This window comes from Chryseobacterium polytrichastri (assembly GCF_900142445.1).
Lineage (GTDB): Bacteria > Bacteroidota > Bacteroidia > Flavobacteriales > Weeksellaceae > Chryseobacterium > Chryseobacterium polytrichastri.
Genome location: NZ_FRAV01000010.1, coordinates 42,298 through 63,030 on the forward strand (window position 1 = coordinate 42,298; position 20,733 = coordinate 63,030).

Consider the following 20,733-nt stretch of genomic DNA (forward strand, 5'->3'; position numbering starts at 1 on the left):
GCAGATTATAGATATTTTAATGAATAAAACAGCAGAAAAGCAGGCGCTAATAGATAAAATTGTTGAGGCCATCCAAGATGTAAAGGGTGAAGATATTATGATTTTCGATCTTTCGAAAATTGAAAATTCTGTAGCGGAAACTTTTATAATTTGTAGCGGAAACTCAAATACACAAGTGTCTGCATTAGCAGGGAGTGTAGAGAAAAAAGTAAGAAATGATCTTCAGGATAGACCTTGGCATGTAGAAGGTACCGAAAACTCTATGTGGGTTTTGGTAGATTATGTTACCGTGGTAGTTCACATTTTCCAAAAAGAAACCCGTGAGTATTATGACATCGAGGAACTTTGGGGAGATGCAACTATTACAAAAGTAGAATATGAATATTAAATTTTAAAAAGTATAAATGAACAATAAAGGATTTAACTGGTTTTTTCCGATTGCGATCATAGCTCTTTTGTTATTTTTTGGCTCCAATTTTTTAGGAGGCGACAGTGCAAAATCTATTGACGAAGATGGTTTCTTCAAAGAATTGCAGGCGGGAAAAGTTCAAAATATTATTATATACAAAGACACCGAAAAGGCTGATGTTTTCTTAACGAAAGCTGCTAGAACGGCGACAGTAAGTAAAGATGCTAAAGAAAACAATCCGTTATCTGCATTCGAGATGGCACCAAAAGCAGATTATTCTGTAAAATACGGAGATCTTCAGCTATTCCTTCAAAAGTTTGAACAGATAAAAGCAACTAACCCTGCTATTGCAACTACTAAAGATTATGGTGCAGGCAAAAATCCTTTCATGGATATTTTGTTCTCAGCATTAATTTGGATTGCTATTTTAGGATTGTTCTATTTCCTTCTTTTCAGAAAGATGGGAGGTGGCGGAGGCCCTGGTGGACAAATTTTCTCTATCGGTAAGTCTAAAGCAAAACTTTTCGACGAAAAAGAAAGAATTCAGGTAACATTTAAAGATGTTGCAGGATTGGAAGGTGCAAAAGAAGAAGTACAGGAAGTGGTAGATTTCTTGAAAAATTCTGAAAAATATACAAAACTGGGAGGTAAGATTCCTAAAGGAGTTCTATTAGTAGGCCCTCCGGGAACGGGTAAAACATTATTGGCTAAAGCTGTTGCAGGTGAAGCTAAAGTGCCGTTCTTCTCACTTTCAGGTTCTGATTTTGTAGAAATGTTTGTAGGAGTAGGTGCTTCAAGAGTTAGAGATTTATTTGCTCAGGCAAAAGCAAAATCTCCGGCAATCATCTTTATTGATGAGATTGATGCTATCGGACGTGCAAGAGGTAAAAACAATTTCTCAGGCGGAAACGACGAAAGAGAAAATACATTGAACCAACTTCTTACAGAAATGGACGGATTTGGAACAGACGTTAACGTAATCGTTATGGCTGCAACCAACAGAGCTGATATCTTAGATAAAGCCTTGATGAGAGCAGGACGTTTTGACCGTTCTATCTATGTAGATCTTCCTGAATTACATGAAAGAAGAGAGATTTTTGATGTTCACTTGCTTAAAATTAAGCTTGATGATACCGTTGACAGAGATTTCTTAGCAAAACAAACTCCAGGATTCAGTGGAGCAGATATTGCTAACGTTTGTAATGAAGCGGCATTAATTGCAGCTAGAAATAGCCATACTTCAGTTACTAAACAAGATTTCCTTGATGCTGTAGACAGAATCATTGGTGGTCTTGAGAAGAAAAATATGGCAATCAAACCTTCAGAAAAAAGAAGAGTTGCTTATCACGAAGCGGGTCACGCTACCATCTCTTGGTTGGTAGAACACGCAGCTCCGTTGTTGAAAGTAACGATTGTGCCAAGAGGACGTTCTTTAGGAGCAGCTTGGTATCTTCCTGAAGAAAGACAGTTGACAACTACGGAACAGATGTTGGACGAATTATGCGCAACGTTAGGAGGTAGAGCAGCAGAGCAGGTTATTTTTAACAATATTTCAACAGGTGCATTATCTGATTTGGAAAGTGTAACGAAAAGAGCTCAGGCAATGGTGACTGTATATGGATTAAGCCCAAATATTGGTAATATTTCTTACTATGACAGTTCAGGGCAATCTGAATACAATTTTGGAAAACCATATTCTGAAGAAACGGCTAACAAAATTGATGTTGAGATAAAATCCATTATTGAAAATCAATATGAAAGAGCAGTTCAGATTCTTACTGAGAATAAAGATAAGCTTGATGCCTTAGCGAATAAACTTTTAGAAAAAGAAGTAATATTCCGTGAAGACCTTGAGGATATATTCGGAAAAAGAGCATGGGATCCTGAGTTAACAGAAAGACCTGTTACGAGCACGATTGCGGCTAAAGAACCGAATGAGGAAATCGTTATTAAAGACAAAGAAGAAGAGAGTGAAATTCAGGCTCCAGAAAGCCCGACACAACTTTAAAATACTTCAAAAATAAAGTGGAAAGAACCTGACGACGCAAAATTGTCAGGTTTTTTCATATTTAAGAGTACATTTTTAGAATCTATTGTAATTTATTTTCTATTTTTGTATAAAGTTGACTAAAAATAAATTAAGTTGAGTTTATTCAAGAGAATTGTAAGCAAACTGACCAACCAACCTGAGGAAGAAGACAAACAGAGTTTGGAAAAACTAGGGGACTCGCTTAAAAATGCGGATCTCGACTATAAGTTTGCGCAATTATTTACGCATTCGGGAGGGTTTTTTAATTATTGTGCAGATGAAGCGGAGGCTCTACAGACTTTACAGCAAATTGTGAAAATAGAAGGGATGAATAATATCTTTTGTTGGGATAAGGAGCTTCAGAGTTTTCTGAATGTGGTAAAAACTCCTTATACTTCAGATTTTGAACATTCCAATGATGCTGCTTTCATCACTTGTGAGTATCTTATTGCTTACGATGGAAGAATCATGCTTTCTCATAATAACATCCTGCATTATCACTCTTCAAGGCTGCCTAATAAAATTATTATTATGGCGAATGTTTCACAGATTGTGAATAACCTGAATGATGCGATGGGGAAAATTAAAAGAAACGGAAATATTAAAAACCTTACTTCCATCAGCGGAAATCAGTCAAAATTAGATACTTCTTCACACGCCAATACAAAACTATTTTTATTGTTGCTTGAAGATTAGCATCAACTTCTAAAATTTACATCTTGGACAAAAATCTTATTCAAAGAACGCTCTCGGGAATTGTTTATGTTGCAGTTATTATTCTTTGTACGACTCCGTTAGGAGCACAACTCATCAACAGTATTTCTCCGGACCTTGTTAAACAACAATATTTATATTATGGTTTGATCACTTTTCTATTGATTGTAGGATCATGGGAATGTGTTAAAATCATGAAATTTGGAAATGGATATGAGAAATGGGTGGTATTTCCTGTTATCATGGTTATCTTTTATATGTTTTCCAAAAGATATTTCTACCATGACTTTTATTTTAATTTTAGACTAAGCGAAATATTGGCGCTTGCCTTGATTTTAATAGCTGTTATCACGTTATTTAAATATGCGAACGAATTGTACTTCGATAGCGGGAAACTTATTTTTACGGTTATTTACGTAGCTCTTCCGTTTAGTTTTGCATTAGGTTTACCAAAGTTTTCTACTTACGAAAATACATTTTCTTTAGAAGTCCTTTTCTTGTTTGTTCTTATATGGAGCAGCGATACGTTTGCATACCTAACAGGGAAATTCTTCGGGAAGCATAAAATGGCTCCCAAAATTTCTCCTAAAAAGACTTGGGAAGGATATTTTGGTGGAGTAGTATTAACTTTAGTGTTGTCCTACTTTATAGAACATTATCAACCGGAACTTAGAGGAAACTGGATGGTTGTTGGATTCTTGGTGGCAGCATTTGCACCATTAGGAGATTTGGTAGAAAGCCAACTTAAAAGAAATTTCGGTGTAAAAGACAGCGGAAACATCCTTCCGGGGCATGGTGGTGTATTAGATAGGCTGGATAGTTTTTTAATTTGCGCGCCTGTCGTATATTTGTACTTTATTTTAGAAAAATTTATTTAATCTCATGAAATTACATAAGGAGTCAAAAGGGACGATCACTGTAGCAACAATACTATTTATTATCATTAGTGTGTTGGCTATTTATTTTCTTGAAATGTGGTCGTTACTGATCATTATGCCATTATTGGTTGTTTACAGTTTGGTATTTTGGTTCTTCAGAGTTCCGGTACGTGATATTTTAGAACATCGTGAAAACGTTATTGCTCCTGTTGATGGGAAAGTAGTAATGATCAAGGAAGTGGAAGAAACTGAGTTTTTGAAAGAAAAAGCTATTCAGGTTTCTATTTTTATGTCACCTTTAAACGTGCATATCTGTAGATATCCGGTTTCAGGAAAAGTGATCTACAAAAAATATCATCCGGGAAAATATCTTGTTGCTTGGCACGAGAAATCTTCTACAGAAAACGAAAGAACAACGGTTGCTGTTGAAAGTATGACGAATCATAAAGTGGTTTTCAGACAAATCGCAGGATATGTAGCGAGAAGGATTGTTTTCTATTGTAATGAAGGAGATCAGTCGAAAGCGGGACATGAGTTCGGATTCATTAAGTTCGGTTCAAGAATGGATGTTTTCTTGCCGTTAGACACAGAAATTATCTGCAAGATTGGTGACATCACAAAAGGTGGATTGGATGTTATTGCAAGAATGAAAGATTAAGACCTAATCAAAAATATACTAAAGACTGTTTCGAAAGAAGCGGTCTTTTTTTTGTTTAAACACAAGTGACACGAATGTTTTTCACGAATGAGCAGGAATATTGAAATACATTTTAAACGCAATATTTTCATCAATAGAAACCGGCTTTAGCCTGTTTAACAATTAAACCAAAAATCAATTGGCTTTAGCCAAAACCTAATAATATTGCAATAATTACGGCAACCTATTTTATATGCTGTTTCACTTCCTCAATCAACTTCAAAATCAACTCCACAGGTAAATCTTCTTCCATATCAATTAAAAGTATTTTAAACTTCTTTCTGCCTTCCTGGAGCAATTCTGGATGCTCAAGTCTATCTCCATGATAAAAGCTTACATAATGTTTCTTATGCTTTTTGCTGTAATATAGATAGCACAGCATTTTCTTTTTAAACTTAAAAAAAGGAAGTCCGAAGCTCAATGTTTCGGTAATGTTTTCGGTGTCAGATTCTAATATCTTTTTCCTTAAAAAAAGAAGAGCACTTCTTTCAGGTTCTTTAATTCTGTAGAAGTACTCTTGTATGGGGTTCATTTTAAAAACTAATTTAAAAAGATTTAATCAAAATTTTGAAGCTCAACAAGCTTGTGATATACACCTCTGTGCGCTATAAGCTCCTGGTGGCTTCCTTGTTCTACGATGTCGCCTTTTTCCATCACTACAATCCAATCCGCTTTTTGAATGGTTGATAGCCTGTGGGCAATAATTAATGAGGTTCTGTTGGCCATCATTTTTTCAAGAGCATCCTGAACAAATTTTTCAGATTCAGTATCCAAAGCTGAAGTAGCTTCATCAAGAATCATAATTGGTGGATTTTTAAGAACCGCTCTTGCGATAGAAACTCTTTGTTTTTGGCCTCCGGAAAGTTTACCTCCATCATCTCCGATATTGGTATCATACCCGTTGGGTAACTGCGTAATGAAAATATCTGCATTGGCAACTTTAGCGGCTTCAATTACTTCTTCTTTAGTAGCATCAGGTTTACCCATTAAAATGTTATTATAAACCGAATCGTTGAATAATACAGATTCTTGAGTTACCATTCCCAGCAATTTTCTGTATTCATCTAACTTTAAATGTTTGATGCTAACACCATCAATTAAAATTTCACCTTCAGACACATCATAGAATCTTGCTAAAAGATTGGCGATGGTTGTTTTTCCGCTTCCACTTTGTCCAACCAAAGCAACCGTTTTTCCTTTTGGAATGGTTAAATTGAAATTTTTAAGAATTAAATTATCTTTATCGTAATAGAATCCAATGTCTTTAAATTCGATATTATTTTGAAGTGTAGTGATGGAAACAGGGTCTGCCACTTCTTCAATCTTTACATCAGCATCCAGAATTTCCAATACTCTCTGCAAAGATGCTTCTCCTTTCTGTACATTAGAAATGGAAGCAGACAAACTTTTCATAGGAGGTAAAATTTGGAAGAAAATACCTAAAAATACGAGAAAGTCAGCGGGTGAAATACTTTGCTCTACAATAATTTGTTTCCCGCCGTACCACGCAATTATTAAAAAAGTAATTGATCCTAAAAACTCACTCATTGGCGATGCCAATTCTTTTTTTCTTCCTAATCTTATTGAGCTGGATATCCATCTTTGCATAGATTGCATAAAACGGTTATCCATTATTTTTTCAGCATTAAAAATCTTGATCACTTTTGATGACTTCAGTGTTTCATCAACAATGGAAAATATAGTTCCCATTTCATTTTGAGCTTCGTGTGAATCTTTTTTAAGACTTTTCCCGATTAACGCAATCATGGTTCCCATTACAGGCAAAACCAATAAAGAAAACAGGGTCATTTCAGTACTTAAGAAGAATAAAGTCACTAAGGTACTGATTAACATAAATGGAGCGTTAATAAGCTCTACTAAACTTCCCAAAATGTTACCTTCAACATCACCAACATCATTGGACATACGAGACATCATATCTCCTTTTCGGCTATCTGTGAAAAATGAAACAGGTAAAGAAAGTATTTTGCGATACATGGCACCACGAAGATCTTTGGTAACCCCTACGCGATAATTAATTAATAAATATGATCCTAAATATCGAAATACATTTCTCAATAAAAATGTAAAGGCTGTAATAATACACAACCATGCAAGCACTTTCAATGAGCCATAATCTGTGACTAAACTTTGTACATAATAATTAGAATACTCTTTTAGATAGGTGAAAAAATCTAAAATATCTCCCGAATAAGTAGGAACTGTTTCGTATTTCTCAGGTTTTATAGTGCCAAAAAGCATTCCTAAAACCGGTAAAATAGTCCCTAAGGATGCTATTTGAAATACGGAATATAAGATGTTGAAGAATAAACTTCCGTAGATGTATTTTTGATGCGGCCTGGCAAATTTTAGTATTTTTTTATATTCGTTCATTCAATGAAAAATTGGATAGCAAAATTAATTAAAATATAATGATAAGACGTTCTAAATCCTATTTTACTTTAATTAATATGTCCTCGTAGAATCTTTTTTGTTACAGTGTGATTTAGATAAGAACTATATTTAAAAAAAAGAGTGCTACTTTTAAGGGGTAGCACTCTTTTTATTTTGATTAAAACTTAACCTTGTCATTATACTTTGGGGCAAAGTTTTTAGGACTTAATTTATCCAATGTCTTTCCAAAATTATTGATGATTTGGGTCATATTATCAAAATCAACAATGCTAACGTCATCAGTCACTTGGTGATAGTGCTTGATTTTGCTCATGTCTGCTGTTGAAATTGAATGAGCGATAATTTTCTTCTTAACGAAGTTCACATTATCTGATCTGTAAAATAATTGTTCTGAAGCATAAGGATCAGCGTTGATTTTTAATCCGTTTACTGCATTTTTATTAAAAAGTTCATCAAGATCAGAAAATTCATCACCAGTCATGAAAACTGCATTTTCCCCGAATTGAGATTCTGTAGCTACCATTTCAAAATTGAAAAGAGCGTATAAATTATTGTAAATTTTATCTAAATTTTTATCATCAGCAATCGCTGTAGACCCCAACATTCCTTTTTCTTCACCATTAAATGCCATGAAAACCATTGAAAATTCAGGTTTCTTACTTTTAAAATAATCTGAAATTCCTACTAAAGTTGTAATTCCACTTGCATCATCGTCAGCTCCATTATAGATATTATCTCCACTTTTATTATTGTCTATTCCGATGTGATCGAAATGTCCTGAGAATCCTAAGTATTTATCTGTTTTTCCTTTTTTAACACCACAAACATTATAAACAGTCTTTCCTTTATAATCAAATGGAACCAGATAAGAATTTCCCGTACAGTATTCTAAATTGTTTTCTTTAAAAAGCTTTGCAATATAGTTGGCTGCATTTTCATTTTCAGGCGTTCCTATTTCGCGGCCTTTCATTTCATCTGATGCCAATGTTGATAGAATTGTATTTATTCTTTCCTTAGAAACTTCCTGTGCGAAAGTGAATACTGAGAAAAGTGATAGAGTAAGGATGGTGATTTTTTTCATGAGTAGACTTTTTTAATAATATGTCGCAATTTAAAGGAAAATGTTGTACGAATACATAGAAAAGAAAAAAACAGCTCCTAAAAGAAGCTGTTCTTACTCAAAAAATCGTTGTTTAGGTTATCGAAGTCTGTCTACAGATTTCACGAGCCTCTCATCTTTGCGGATGTATATGTTTGCAATAAGCAGACAGATAATCGCGATCAATGGAAAAATCGGCTCAATACCCTTCTCAGGAAATTGAATTCCTCCGGGTAAGCTTAGTAACCAGTACGCCAATACACCAATCAACAAAACGTTTATAATGATGCTGATGTTATTCAGCAAAATTTGTCTCTTCCTGTTTTTAAAGCTGAATACGCTTAGTAACCCAACCAAAACAAGTATTATACTACCAATATTGATCACAGAAATACTACCGAAAACGGCAACATCTTGTCCTGTAATGAACAGGAACACAGCAGCTAAAACTGCCAGAAAAACCCATATAGTCTGTATTCTTTGTAGCATTGAATATTTAATTCTAGGCAAAAGTAGTATAAATTTTGCACAATTCAAAAATAAGTGTAGATTTGCATTATACAATGTACTTGAAAACAATAGTCACCGGACTTACTTTTCTTACTCACAATTAATTACATTTTTACATTAAATATGTTTAACATAGAAACGTTAAGGTCAAAATCCGTAACGGAACTGACTAAAATCTTAAAGGATTTGGGCGTTAAAGTTGCAAGAAACAGCAATGAGAATGATAAAATCTTTGCAGTTCTTGATTTTCAGGCTTCTAACCCTAAAGTTGCAAAAGATTATTTCAACGCCACAGAAAGCAGTATGAATACTGAAGAAAATCCACCAGAGAAAGAAGCGAAAGCTCCTGTAAAAAAGGCTGCTCCGAAAAGGACGCCAAAACCAAAGCCTGAGGCAAAAGCTCCGGTAGAAACAAAACCAAAAGAAGAAGACGAGAAAGCTGTTGAAAAAGAAATTGTTTCCGAAGAAGTAAAGCCACAAGCTCCTAAAGCTGAAACTGCAGAGGATGCAGCAGCAAAGGCAGAAGCGGCAAGAAAAAAAAGAAAAAGGCTTCCTACAAATACAAGTAATGTAGATAATCCTGTTCAGGAACAAACAGAAGCTCCTAAAAACACACAACCTCAAGAATCTGCTCCAGCAGTAGAAAAGCCTAACAACCCTCGACAACAACAACAGGCTAGACCTCAAAAAGGACAAAACCATCCACAAAACAGTGGAAACCAACATAAAAATCAAAACCCAAACCAAGGTCAGAGCTCTAATCAAAACCCTAATCAGGGCCAAGCTCAAAATCCTAACCAAGGGCAAAACCAGAATCAAAACCAACATTCGAATCAGAATCAGAACCCTAATCAAAATCAAAATAGGAATTCTGACAGACATGATGATCATCAAGAACACCATAGAAAGGAGTTCAACTTTGATGGAATGGTAAGTATTGAGGGGGTTTTAGAAATACTACCGGATAACTACGGATTTTTACGTTCTTCAGATTTTAGCTATATTTCTTCTCCGGATGATGTATATGTGTCTACTGCACAGATCAGAAATTTCGGGTTGAAAACGGGTGATACAGTAAGAGGTATTGTAAGACTTCCAAAAGAAGGAGAAAAATACTTTTCTTTATTAAAACCAACTGAAGTTAACGGACGTGATCTTGCATTCATTAAAGATCGTGTTGCTTTTGAATATTTAACACCACTTTTCCCTGAAGAGAAATTTAACCTGGCAGGAGATAACTCAACGCTTTCTACAAGAATTGTTGATTTATTTGCACCAATTGGAAAAGGGCAAAGAGCAATGATCGTTGCACAGCCGAAAACCGGTAAAACGATGTTGTTGAAAGATATTGCTAATTCTATCGCTTCTAATCATCCTGAAGTATATATGATGGTTCTTTTGATTGACGAACGTCCTGAAGAAGTTACCGATATGGAAAGAAGTGTAAATGCGGAAGTTATTGCCTCTACATTTGATGAAGCTGCAGATAAGCACGTAAAAGTTGCCAACCTTGTTTTAGCGAAAGCTCAGAGAATGGTTGAATGCGGACATGATGTTGTGATTCTATTAGACTCAATTACAAGATTAGCAAGAGCTTACAATACCGTAACGCCTGCATCTGGTAAAGTCCTTTCGGGAGGGGTAGACGCAAATGCTCTTCACAAGCCGAAAAGATTCTTCGGAGCGGCAAGAAAAATTGAAGGAGGTGGATCTTTAACCATTATTGCAACAGCTCTTATCGACACAGGTTCTAAAATGGATGAAGTTATTTTTGAAGAATTCAAAGGTACCGGAAACATGGAACTTCAATTAGACAGAAAAATTGCTAACAGAAGAATTTATCCTGCTATTGACTTGATTTCTTCTAGTACAAGAAGAGATGATCTATTGCTTGATGAAGTGACTTCTCAGAGAATGTGGATCTTTAGAAAATACCTTTCTGAAATGAATCCTGTAGAAGCAATGGAATTTGTAAATAAAAACATCAGAGGAACTTTAAACAATGAAGAGTTCTTGATGTCTATGAATAAATAATTTAATTTAATATTGTTAAATAAGAAGCACGGGTTTTATATCTGTGCTTTTTGTTTTGATTTTTTCTAAACTTAATTTTTTTAATTAAAAGTATGATAGAATCTACGATATCAATGTTAAAGATTTATTAAAATAATCTCCAATTTTTGATAATCGATCATTTATTGGCTAACTTTGAATTATAACATTAAAAATAAAATTATGTCATTTGAATTACCAAAATTAGGATATGCTTACGATGCATTAGAGCCTACTATTGATGCAAAAACTATGGAAATTCACCATACAAAACATCACCAAGCATATATCGACAATTTAAATAAAGCAATTGAAGGTACTGAACTAGCTGGAAAAACGATCGAAGAGATCTGCCAGACTGGAACTGATAAGCCTGCAGTAAGAAATAATGGTGGAGGTCACTTCAACCACTCTTTATTCTGGGAAGTTTTAACACCTGGAGGAAGCAATGAGCCTGTAGGAAATGTAAAAGCTGCTATCGAAACTTATGGTGGTCTTGAAAAATTCAAAAATGATTTTTCTGATGCTGCTAAAACAAGATTCGGTTCTGGATGGGCTTGGTTAGTGAAAAACGCTGACGGTTCTGTTTCTGTTTCTTCAACTCCAAACCAAGATAATCCATTAATGCCTGTTGCAGACGTTAAAGGAACTCCTGTTTTAGGTTTAGATGTTTGGGAGCATGCTTATTATTTAAACTACCAAAACAGAAGACCTGACTATGTTTCAGCATTTTTCTCTGTTGTAAACTGGGACAAAGTTGAGGAATTATTCAACAAATAATTTTTTAGCGATATAAATAAAAAAGGTTCAGAATTTTCTGAACCTTTTTTTATTTTACCTAATAGCATCACTTCCGTAAAGTCCGTTCATTCGTAATCCATATTTCCAGTTTACATAAGCAAAAACTTGATACAGCTTATATTCGAATTTTAAGCCGTAATTTTCTTTCGAATCATAATCAATAGAAGATTCAATTACATTTCGATATTTGCCAGAGGTATAGTAGGAATTCCATTCGCTGACCAGAAATGTATTTTTAGTTTTTAAATAAGATTCTGAGTATTGGCTCATGGGTTTTGCGATAGCACTTAGGAAATAATCAAATTGGGTATCTATTACTGTAAGATCCCATTCGCCATCATCATTCTTTTCAGGTTTCATTTCTGATTTCTTTGTATCACTTTTAGGGTTAGTTTGTGCTGAACAACTAAAAGGAATATATATGATAAATAATAGTAGAATTAAATTTTTCATATTCATAAAGTTACACAAAAAAAAGCACCCGAATCGAGTGCTTTATATGCTATGGTTCTTTTTGAAGAATGACAAATGCCGGAAAGTGGTCACTATAGCCTCCTGTAAATTGATCCCCATTCCAGGATCTGAAAGGATAACCTTTGTAATTTCCTTCTTTGTTGACTAAATAAGCCGGAGCAAAGATTTCAGCTTTGAAAACCGAATATTCTTTAGTTACCTGATCCGAAATTAAGTTCTTAGAAACAATGATTTGATCAAACAAGTTAGGTGCATCCTGATATGCTAAAGAAGCAATTCCTTTTTTATATAAAGGATACATTAAATTAAGATAAGGATTTTCTTCAGTTAAATCTTTTGGATTAGCCTGAGCTTTTAAATGATTTTTTAAACTTGAACTTACAGGATCGTCATTAAAATCACCCATCGCAAACAATTTAGTACTAGGATCTGCTGTTCTGATGCTGTCCATTTGTTGTTTTAATAAAGCAGCAGCCGCGTTTCTTTTTGGTAAAGAAATGGCTTCACCACCTCTTCTGGAAGGCCAGTGATTCATAAAGAATGCTACTTTTTCATTATCAAGGAAACCGGTAACGACTAAGATATCTCTAGTGTATTCTCTCTTTCCATTATCTCCATAAACTTTCAACTCTTTTTTAAGAGAATTGGTTATGGTAAATCTTCTTTTTTGATAGATCAGGGCTACATCAATTCCTCTGTAGTCATATGAGTTATAATGAATAATTCCGTAATCGAACTTGGCTAAAGCAGGTTGCTTAATTAGGTCTTCAATTACCTGTCTGTTTTCAACCTCAATTAGACCTACAACTGCAGGAGCTGTTTTGGTATATTGTGAACCTAATTCTGAAATTACCTTAGCTTCATTAGCCAATTTAGCATTGTAAATTTTAGTATTATAGTTTTTAGCGCTTTTTGGAGTAAATTCTTCAGAACCACTTTGGTATCTTACGACTTTTTTCCCTTTCAGAGCTCCGTCACTCCATTGTCCGTCATATTTTTCAGCTTCTAAAAATTTAATAGAATCTAAAGGAATGCTTCTGTGAAAGGCCGGATTTTTTATATCTTTTGTGCCATCTATATAGTCTGCGGAACGTATAGTGTCCCAAAGGTTTTCTACATTTAAAAAGCCTACCGCGGCAACTTTTCTTAATTTACCTTGCTGTTGTGCGAAAGTCATTACCGAACAAATAACGGCAAAAAAACTTAAAAATTTTCTCATTGAATATTAAAATTAATTAATCGACAAATTTACTTTTTTTTAACTCTTTCAGTTTTAAATAATTGTAAATTTATAATAATTTAATGAAGAGCTAATTGCTTTTTGCTTAAAAGCTTGCAATGTTAAGAAAAAATAATGTTAAAAAAGTTTTAAATTATAAAATTTGATTAAATTTGTGCCCCCAAGTTTTAACTTATTGATAATTAAGGTGAAAAGTGTTTAAAAAAATAATATACTCATGATTAAAAAACTATCATTAGTCTCTTTATTTACTTTACTTCCTGCTTCGTTTTATTTTGCGCAAACTACAGTATTTGCGTATCTTAAGGATGCTGATGGAAAGGCCATTGAAAAGGCCGGAGTAAATTTAAAAGGGAATGAAAATGATGTAACGGCCGATAAAATTGGATATTTCCAGTTTGTTGATTTGCAGCCGGGGCATTACCAAATTGTGATTGCAAAACCGAATTACGAAACAAAAGTAATGGAGTTTGATGTAGTCAGTGACGAGAAAAGAAAAGATCTAGGGTCTATTACTCTGTATTCTGCTCTTACGAATGCAGATCAAGGGTTAGCTATCATAGATAGCGGTAGCGATGATGAAGGTGGCGGTAGCCAATCTTCAACAGTAGGCTTGCTGCAGTCTTCTCAGGATGTATTCAGCAGAATTGCAGCATTTGATTTAGGGTTTTACTGGTTCCGTCCGAGAGGAATTGACGGAAGATCAGGAGAAACTATGTTGAATGGTGTTTCTATGGTTAAATCTGATAACGGTAATGTCGATTTTGGAAACTGGGGTGGTCTTAATGAGATCACAAGATACCCTGAGATTTCTGCAAATCATTCACCATCAGAATATGCATTTGGTGGAAACAGCTCAGTTATTTATAAAAATACAAAGGCTAGTGAGTATAGAAAAGGATTCCAGTTCACTCAATCTTTAACGAACAGAAATTACAGAAACAGAACATCTCTAAGATATACCTCAGGAATGAGTAAAAAAGGATGGGCATTTACGGTAATGGGAGCTAGAAGATGGGCGGAAGAAGGAATTCAGGAAGGAACCTTTTATGATGCTTACGGTGCTTATGTTGGCATAGAGAAAAAATTTAGTGATAAACATACCATAACGTTTAATGCTATTGGTGCGCCTTACAGAAGATCTACGGCGAGTCCGAGTACTCAGGAAGTTTATGATTACAGAGGTGTACATTATAATTCTTATTGGGGATATCAGGATGGTAAACAAAGAAGTGAAAGGGTAAGAAAAGGTTTTCAGCCTTTATTCCAACTTCAGGATTTCTGGAAAATCAATAAAAAATCAAGTCTTTGGACATCTGTTTCTTATCAGTTTGGAAAGGACAAAGGTTCTCGTTTAGACTGGCAGAATGTACAAAATCCATCACCAACTTATTACAGAAACCTACCAAGTTATTATGATTCTTTAGATCCTAATGCTTCTGTTTTAGGTCCAAATGGTGTTACAACTACATCTCAGGATGCTTATCAAACTTCATTGGCAGGATGGCAGTCGGGAGATCCTAATGTTACACAATTAAACTGGGACAGACTTTACAGAAGAAATATGCAGCAGCCGGTTGGCAATTATTATGGTCAAACAGGAAAAAGAGCTTTATATTATCTTGTAAATGATGTAAGTGACGATAAAATATGGAATGCTGCAACGCATTTTATTCACAATTTTAATGATACGACTAAATTCTTATTGAATGTATCTTATCAAAATTATCGTTCTGAACAATACAGAGAAGTAAATGATCTTTTAGGTGCTGATTTTGTATTGAACAAAGATCCATTTGCAGCAACAAACCAACCGGGAAAATCTGGTTTATATAATGAAGGAGAGCAAAATGTAACGAAAAAAGTAGGTGATAAAATGACTTACGACTACATTTTCAGAAGACAAGAAGTAAAAGTAAATCCGGGATTGAAATTTTCTACAGGAAAGTTTGATGTATTTATTTCTGCTACGGCGGGATATTCTACTTCAAGCAGAGAGGGATTATTCAATCATTATTTATACAAAGATTCTCAAGGAAAAGGAGCTGATTACAACTTCTGGAATTTTGGAATGAAAGGACAAGCTGTATATAAAGTGAATGGTAGAAACTTCATTGTATACAACGGGGCATATTATTCTCAAGCACCTTTCTTGGAGGATTTATTCATTAACCCTAGGGTAAACGGATCTACTGCTCCTAATATTAAGAATATGGTTGTGAATGCTAACGACCTTAGTTATGTGATCTCTACACCTTTCTTGAAAATGAGATTAACAGGTTACTTAGTAGATACAAGCAACGAAACGACAGTGCAAAGATTCTTTGCCGATGGTATTCCGTTGGAAAGTATAGATGCTGATGGTAACCAAACCAATGTACAGAGTGCTTTTGTAACTCAGGTAATGACTGATGTTAAGAAAAGAAATATGGGGGTAGAATTAGGATTTGATGTTAAAGTTATTCCTACTTTATCTTTACAGGGATTAGCAAGTTACGGACAGTATACTTACAAAAATGACCCAATGACTTACTTTGCATCTGATGCAGCGGGGGTTTTTGCCAATGGTCTTTCTTATACAAGTGTAGGCAAATCTTATATTAAAAACTATCGTCAGGGAGGAACTCCTCAGCAGGCGTTCTCTTTAGGTTTCCGTTATAACAACCCTAAATACTGGTGGGTAGGTGCTAACTGGAATTATTTTGATGATAATTATCTAGATCCATCTTCATTGATTAGAACAGAATCATTTGTTCAGAATAGTACGACCTCTACACCGTATTATGGTTTAACAGAATCTGATCTTAGAAGAGTTTTACAGCCTAATAAATTGCCATCTTCATTTTTCTTCAATGCTAACGCAGGGAAATCTTGGGTGATCGGGAAATATTATGTTTTGATTTCTGCATCTGTTAATAATATTTTAGATAATAAAAGATATATTACTGGAGGTTTTGAACAAACACGAAATGCCAAATATCCTACTTTTTCTCAGGATCTTGATAGAGAATCTTCACTGTTTGCTCCTAAATACTGGTATACTCAGGGAAGATCATATTTTGTGAATTTACAGTTTAGATTTTAAGAAAAATACGAATAACTACTTTAAAAATTATTAAAATGAACATCAAAAAATATTTAAGTTTAATAACGGGGGTCACATTTGCTGCGATTTCTATTACTTCTTGTGTACAAAAAGATGAATGGGAAACTCCACCCATTAAGTGTGAGAATAAATTTCCAGCTCCAAATATTTCTTTAGCTGCTTTTAAAGCATTAGCTCCGGCTACAGGATATACTTTAATTACTACTGACCAAATCTTTGATGGGTATGTAATTTCTTCCGATGAAAACGGAAATTTCTACAAAACAATTTCATTCCAGGATAAGTCGGAAAACCCTACAGCTGGTTTACAGATTGAGGTAGATAGAGCAAGTAACTATGCCGATTTTCCTGTAGGAGCGCATATCAGAATAAATGCGAAAGGTCTGAGAATAGGTTTAGATAGAGGAACTGTGAAAATAGGTTCCGTAGATCCTACTTACTCAATTGGTAGAATTCCTGGATCTTTGGTTGGGAGATATGTTTCTGGAGTTTGTAATGGTAATGGGCTTGAGGTAGTAGCTATTAAGCCTCTAGAATTGCCTAACCTTGGAGCTGCTAAAAGTGATCAATATATTAATACATTGGTTAAAGTACCTAATTCACAATTTGTAATTGGAGATGTTTTCCCTGTGAACAAAACTTTTATTGACTATGTTGCAGGTGCAGGAGTAGATACAGACAGAACTTTGGAAGATGCTTCTGGAAATACGGTTACTGTTAGAAACTCAGGTTTCTTTTCAGAAGGAGCCTCTTTATTACCAAAAGGAAACGGCGATATTACTTTTGTAGTGAGTCGTTATAATAGTACATGGCAAATGTTTATTAGAAACACTAAGGATATTAACTTTAAAGGAAATAGAGTAGATGCTACACCGCCAAAAGGAGGTACAGCAATCACGTATTCTGGAAATTTCCTAGAAAATTTTGAAAGTTATTCGCTTACGCCTACAAACTTGGAAGTTTATCCTAAATATGTAAATGATCCACTTCTTGGAAACAGATATTGGCAGTTAAAAAGTTTTAGTAATAATAAATATATTCAGTTAGGAGCAAATTCAGGTTCTGGAAGCTACTTAACTTATTTCATCGTTCCAATTGATTTTACAGCAGCTAACACATTTAAGTTTGATGTTAACGTTGGATTCTATAATGGGAATGCTCTGAAAGTTTATACGACTACAAATTATACTCCACTTGGAGATATCACTGCTGCTACATTAACTGATATTACTTCAGCGTTTACTATTCCAACAGCACCTACAAATGCATATGGAACGATAGCACCTGCTGGAACATATAATATCCCAGCATCACTTACTGGTAACGGTTTTGTTGTGTTCGAATATTCAGGAGCTTCGAATGGAGCAACAACTACTATTCAATTAGATAACATTCAGGCTCAATAAATTGAACTTGATTCATTAATCAAAGAGGCTGTTCGAAAGACCAGCCTCTTATTTTTGTCAATTTCTACCCCTTTTTCTATATCAAAATTAATGAAATTGTAATTCTGAAGGTCTTTTTACTCATGGATTAGATGGAGGGTTTTATTTCCTGTAAACTCAAAATAATACTAAATGCCTTGTGAGAAGTGTTTTCATTCAAGAAGGTTATGGGAAATTAATGCAATTAAAAAACCACTGCAAAAAACAGTGGCTTATTATTTAAACTAAATTTTTTCTTTTAAAAAGAAACTTCATTCACTTCTTTTCCGCGTTGGAAATTCATTGTTTTCTGGCTTCCTTTGTAAGCAATATTAACTAAATTAATTTGCTTAGGAAAAGCGCTTAGAAGTATGGTATTTTTAATTTTTAAGGTACTTATTTCCGAAACGCCGCTGGTTTCAAAATATACCCAAACTGTTTCTCCGCTTACCTGACTTCCTGTAAAGGTAATGGTCTTTGGAGAATCATTAACGTACACGTCGAAGTTATTATTTACATATTTCTTTACTTCTGCTTCAAACCCTGCTGTGTTAGGATTTATTTTTATAGCATCCGAAATATGGGCTGTATTCATCTTTGTGGTAAACTTCAACGTCTTGCTTCCATCAATATAATCAACTTTAGTCATTGAAGAGAAAAAGTCTACACTCATGAAACTCGTTAACACAAAAAATGTTAATATTCCTGATATATATAAAAGTTTTTTCATTCTAATTAATAGATTTACAATCATAGTTGTTAGTTATAAGTCACAAATAATATGCCAATTAAAAATTTACGTTTACAGAATATTTATCATAAAACGCTTTAATGTGTGCAACTGCCTCGTCAGCTGTGTCTACCACTCTATAAAGATCTAAATCGTCTTCAGCAATCATTTTTTCTTTTAATAAAGTTGCTTTAAACCAATCTAGCAATCCTCCCCAAAATTCAGATCCTACCAAAACAATAGGGAATTTTCCAATTTTATTGGTCTGAATTAAAGTCATGGCTTCGGTAAGTTCATCCAATGTTCCAAACCCTCCAGGCATTACAATAAATCCTTGGGAATACTTTACAAACATTACTTTTCTTACGAAGAAGTAATCAAAGTTCATAGAATAGGATTTGTTGATATAAGGATTAAAATGCTGCTCAAAAGGCAAATCAATATTTAATCCTATCGATGTTCCTTTAGCGTTAAAAGCTCCTTTATTTCCAGCTTCCATAATTCCAGGCCCACCTCCGGTAATGATTCCGAAACCAAGTTTCGTTATTTTTTCGGCAATCTCAACTGCCATATCGTAATATTTAGTATCTGGTTTTAGCCTGGCAGAACCGAAAATAGAAACACACGGTCCTATTTTAGCCAATTTTTCGTAACCATCTACAAACTCAGCCATTACCTTAAAAACCATCCAACTATCTTTGGTAATGATTTCATCCCAGGTTTTTTGCTTTAAACTGTTATGTAGTTTTGTTTCGTTACTATCAAGTGCCGGATTTACCAAACTTTCATCTCTCGTTTCATCAAGTTCCATCATGACAATTATTTAAAATGTTTTTCGGCTTCTATTACAGATTCTGGTCTTCCAACATCTACCAAAATGCTATCGTGCACAAAACCATGGATGTGCTCCGTTTGCATGATGTCCAGATATTCTTCCATAATAGAAAATTTGCCTGTTCTTTTTATTTTGTTAAAAATGATAGGGTTGATACAATGAACACCGCTAAAAGCCAACGCTTTGAATCCTTTGTTAAATTCTGCAAGTCTTTGTTCGCCGGTTTGTACATTAAGCCATCCTCTTAAAACCAATTCATCATTGAAAAGTAATTTTCTTGAACTTTCCCTATCCGAAACGGCTAAAGTAGCGAAATCTTTTATCTTTTTATGATACTTTACAAGATCAGTAATATTTATCTCTGTTAAAATATCCGCATTCATGATTAAAAAATCTTCCCCATGATCAAGGAATCTTCTAGCAAAAATCAAACCACCGCCAGTTTCCAGAAGTTCGTTGGCTTCATCAGAAATCTCAATGTTGCAATTGAAATTGTTATTTTTCTTCAAAAACTCAACAATCTGATCTCCAAAATGATGGACATTGATCACGAAATCAGTGATTCCGAAACTCTTGAGATAATTTATATTTCTTTCTAAAAGAGGAATACCATTAACCTTAGCCAAAGCCTTTGGATGATGATCTGTAAAAGGTTTCAGACGGGTACCTTTTCCCGCAGCGAAAATTAAAGCCTTCATATAGTATGGGTAATGAGTAATTGGTAATAAGTAATAATGGTGTATAAATAATAATTAATATAATTTAACGAAGTTAAAAATATTACTCATTACCAATTACTTATCACTCATGTTAAGTTGGTGTTGTTCATCATGATGCAGCGTTACATTCGTTCCTTCAGGATATTTTTCTTTGATAAATTCTGCAATTTTTATCGCACAGTATACAGATCTGTGTTGTCCGCCTGTACATCCGAAATTAATTTGTAGGTTTTCAAAACCTCTTGATAAATAGTTATCGATGTTGATAGAAACGATGCTTTTTATAAGCTCTAAAAATTTAGGCATTTCAGTTTTTGTTTCAAGATATTCCTGAACGCCAATGTCATTTCCTGTTTGAATTTTATATTCTTCAATTCTTCCAGGGTTTAAAATTCCTCTACAATCGAAGGCGAAGCCACCTCCGTTTCCTGATTCGTCTTTAGGAATTCCTCCTTTTTTGTATGAAAAACTGTGGATGTCTATGTGTAGCATTTTCTTTTATATTTAATGTTGAACGGTTAAGTTCATTATGTTTATTATTAATTTTTCGGTCTATTTTGTCATTCCGGAGGAATCTAAACTGAGTTTTTTAAAGAGATCC

Annotated in this window: 19 protein-coding genes; 9 read left to right on the top strand and 10 right to left on the bottom strand. The window is 34.3% G+C overall.

Annotated elements, in window-relative coordinates:
- The first annotated feature begins 19 nt into the window (after positions 1-19).
- The 5 genes from rsfS to BUB80_RS08200 all read left to right on the top strand — a co-directional run bounded on the left by rsfS (position 20) and on the right by BUB80_RS08200 (position 4,688).
- Positions 20-388, top strand: a complete 369-nt coding sequence (gene rsfS, locus BUB80_RS08180) for a ribosome silencing factor (protein WP_073292444.1) — start codon at positions 20-22, stop codon at positions 386-388.
- Positions 389-404: 16 nt separating this feature from the next.
- Positions 405-2,417, top strand: a complete 2,013-nt coding sequence (ftsH, locus tag BUB80_RS08185; protein ID WP_073292445.1) for an ATP-dependent zinc metalloprotease FtsH — start codon at positions 405-407, stop codon at positions 2,415-2,417.
- 135 nt (positions 2,418-2,552) lie between these two features.
- Complete coding sequence (locus BUB80_RS08190; protein ID WP_073292446.1) at positions 2,553-3,134, top strand: LUD domain-containing protein; 582 nt, start codon at positions 2,553-2,555, stop codon at positions 3,132-3,134.
- Positions 3,135-3,157: 23 nt separating this feature from the next.
- A complete protein-coding gene (locus BUB80_RS08195) occupies positions 3,158-4,030 on the top strand; it encodes a phosphatidate cytidylyltransferase (RefSeq protein ID WP_054512221.1) in 873 nt (290 codons plus the stop codon).
- 4 nt (positions 4,031-4,034) lie between these two features.
- Positions 4,035-4,688, top strand: coding sequence for a phosphatidylserine decarboxylase family protein (locus tag BUB80_RS08200; protein ID WP_073292447.1), 654 nt, complete (start codon positions 4,035-4,037; stop codon positions 4,686-4,688).
- A gap of 223 nt (positions 4,689-4,911) precedes the next feature.
- Here BUB80_RS08200 and BUB80_RS08205 read toward each other — a convergent pair whose 3' ends face one another.
- The 4 genes from BUB80_RS08205 to BUB80_RS08220 all read right to left on the bottom strand — a co-directional run bounded on the left by BUB80_RS08205 (position 4,912) and on the right by BUB80_RS08220 (position 8,730).
- On the bottom strand, positions 4,912-5,259 hold the full coding sequence (locus BUB80_RS08205) for a DUF1801 domain-containing protein (protein WP_073292448.1): 348 nt from the start codon (positions 5,257-5,259) through the stop codon (positions 4,912-4,914).
- A 23-nt stretch (positions 5,260-5,282) separates the two neighbouring features.
- Positions 5,283-7,121, bottom strand: a complete 1,839-nt coding sequence (locus tag BUB80_RS08210; protein WP_073292449.1) for an ABC transporter ATP-binding protein — start codon at positions 7,119-7,121, stop codon at positions 5,283-5,285.
- A 178-nt stretch (positions 7,122-7,299) separates the two neighbouring features.
- On the bottom strand, positions 7,300-8,223 hold the full coding sequence (locus tag BUB80_RS08215; protein WP_073292450.1) for a M28 family peptidase: 924 nt from the start codon (positions 8,221-8,223) through the stop codon (positions 7,300-7,302).
- 117 nt (positions 8,224-8,340) lie between these two features.
- Positions 8,341-8,730, bottom strand: coding sequence for a DUF4293 family protein (locus tag BUB80_RS08220; RefSeq protein ID WP_073292451.1), 390 nt, complete (start codon positions 8,728-8,730; stop codon positions 8,341-8,343).
- Positions 8,731-8,874: 144 nt separating this feature from the next.
- Here BUB80_RS08220 and rho point away from each other — a divergent pair, with 144 nt between their 5' ends.
- Together rho and BUB80_RS08230 are read left to right on the top strand one after the other, a co-directional pair.
- Positions 8,875-10,785 (top strand): transcription termination factor Rho, encoded by a 1,911-nt coding sequence (gene rho, locus BUB80_RS08225; RefSeq protein ID WP_073292452.1) that lies wholly within the window; start codon positions 8,875-8,877, stop codon positions 10,783-10,785.
- 201 nt (positions 10,786-10,986) lie between these two features.
- Positions 10,987-11,583: a superoxide dismutase gene (locus tag BUB80_RS08230; RefSeq protein ID WP_054512214.1), complete on the top strand. Its 597-nt coding sequence runs from the start codon at positions 10,987-10,989 to the stop codon at positions 11,581-11,583.
- A gap of 54 nt (positions 11,584-11,637) precedes the next feature.
- On the opposite strand, the gene BUB80_RS08235 is transcribed toward BUB80_RS08230, so the two are convergent.
- Both BUB80_RS08235 and BUB80_RS08240 read right to left on the bottom strand, forming a co-directional pair.
- A complete protein-coding gene (locus BUB80_RS08235) occupies positions 11,638-12,057 on the bottom strand; it encodes a DUF6146 family protein (protein ID WP_073292453.1) in 420 nt (139 codons plus the stop codon).
- A gap of 49 nt (positions 12,058-12,106) precedes the next feature.
- Positions 12,107-13,297, bottom strand: coding sequence for an endonuclease/exonuclease/phosphatase family protein (locus BUB80_RS08240; protein ID WP_073292454.1), 1,191 nt, complete (start codon positions 13,295-13,297; stop codon positions 12,107-12,109).
- Positions 13,298-13,535: 238 nt separating this feature from the next.
- Here BUB80_RS08240 and BUB80_RS08245 point away from each other — a divergent pair, with 238 nt between their 5' ends.
- Both BUB80_RS08245 and BUB80_RS08250 read left to right on the top strand, forming a co-directional pair.
- A complete protein-coding gene (locus BUB80_RS08245; RefSeq protein ID WP_073292455.1) occupies positions 13,536-16,403 on the top strand; it encodes a carboxypeptidase-like regulatory domain-containing protein in 2,868 nt (955 codons plus the stop codon).
- A 35-nt stretch (positions 16,404-16,438) separates the two neighbouring features.
- Positions 16,439-17,830, top strand: coding sequence for a M949_1556 family lipoprotein (locus BUB80_RS08250; protein ID WP_073292456.1), 1,392 nt, complete (start codon positions 16,439-16,441; stop codon positions 17,828-17,830).
- 277 nt (positions 17,831-18,107) lie between these two features.
- On the opposite strand, the gene BUB80_RS08255 is transcribed toward BUB80_RS08250, so the two are convergent.
- From BUB80_RS08255 to BUB80_RS08270, 4 genes are all read right to left on the bottom strand, one after another.
- On the bottom strand, positions 18,108-18,578 hold the full coding sequence (locus BUB80_RS08255) for a DUF6702 family protein (RefSeq protein ID WP_228433733.1): 471 nt from the start codon (positions 18,576-18,578) through the stop codon (positions 18,108-18,110).
- A gap of 58 nt (positions 18,579-18,636) precedes the next feature.
- Positions 18,637-19,389 (bottom strand): LOG family protein, encoded by a 753-nt coding sequence (locus BUB80_RS08260; RefSeq protein WP_139262618.1) that lies wholly within the window; start codon positions 19,387-19,389, stop codon positions 18,637-18,639.
- An 8-nt stretch (positions 19,390-19,397) separates the two neighbouring features.
- The gene (locus BUB80_RS08265) at positions 19,398-20,111 is read right to left on the bottom strand and encodes a nucleotidyltransferase family protein (protein ID WP_073292459.1); all 714 of its coding nucleotides are present in this window, start codon (positions 20,109-20,111) and stop codon (positions 19,398-19,400) included.
- A 96-nt stretch (positions 20,112-20,207) separates the two neighbouring features.
- Complete coding sequence (locus BUB80_RS08270) at positions 20,208-20,624, bottom strand: RapZ C-terminal domain-containing protein (RefSeq protein WP_073292460.1); 417 nt, start codon at positions 20,622-20,624, stop codon at positions 20,208-20,210.
- Positions 20,625-20,733 lie beyond the last annotated feature (109 nt).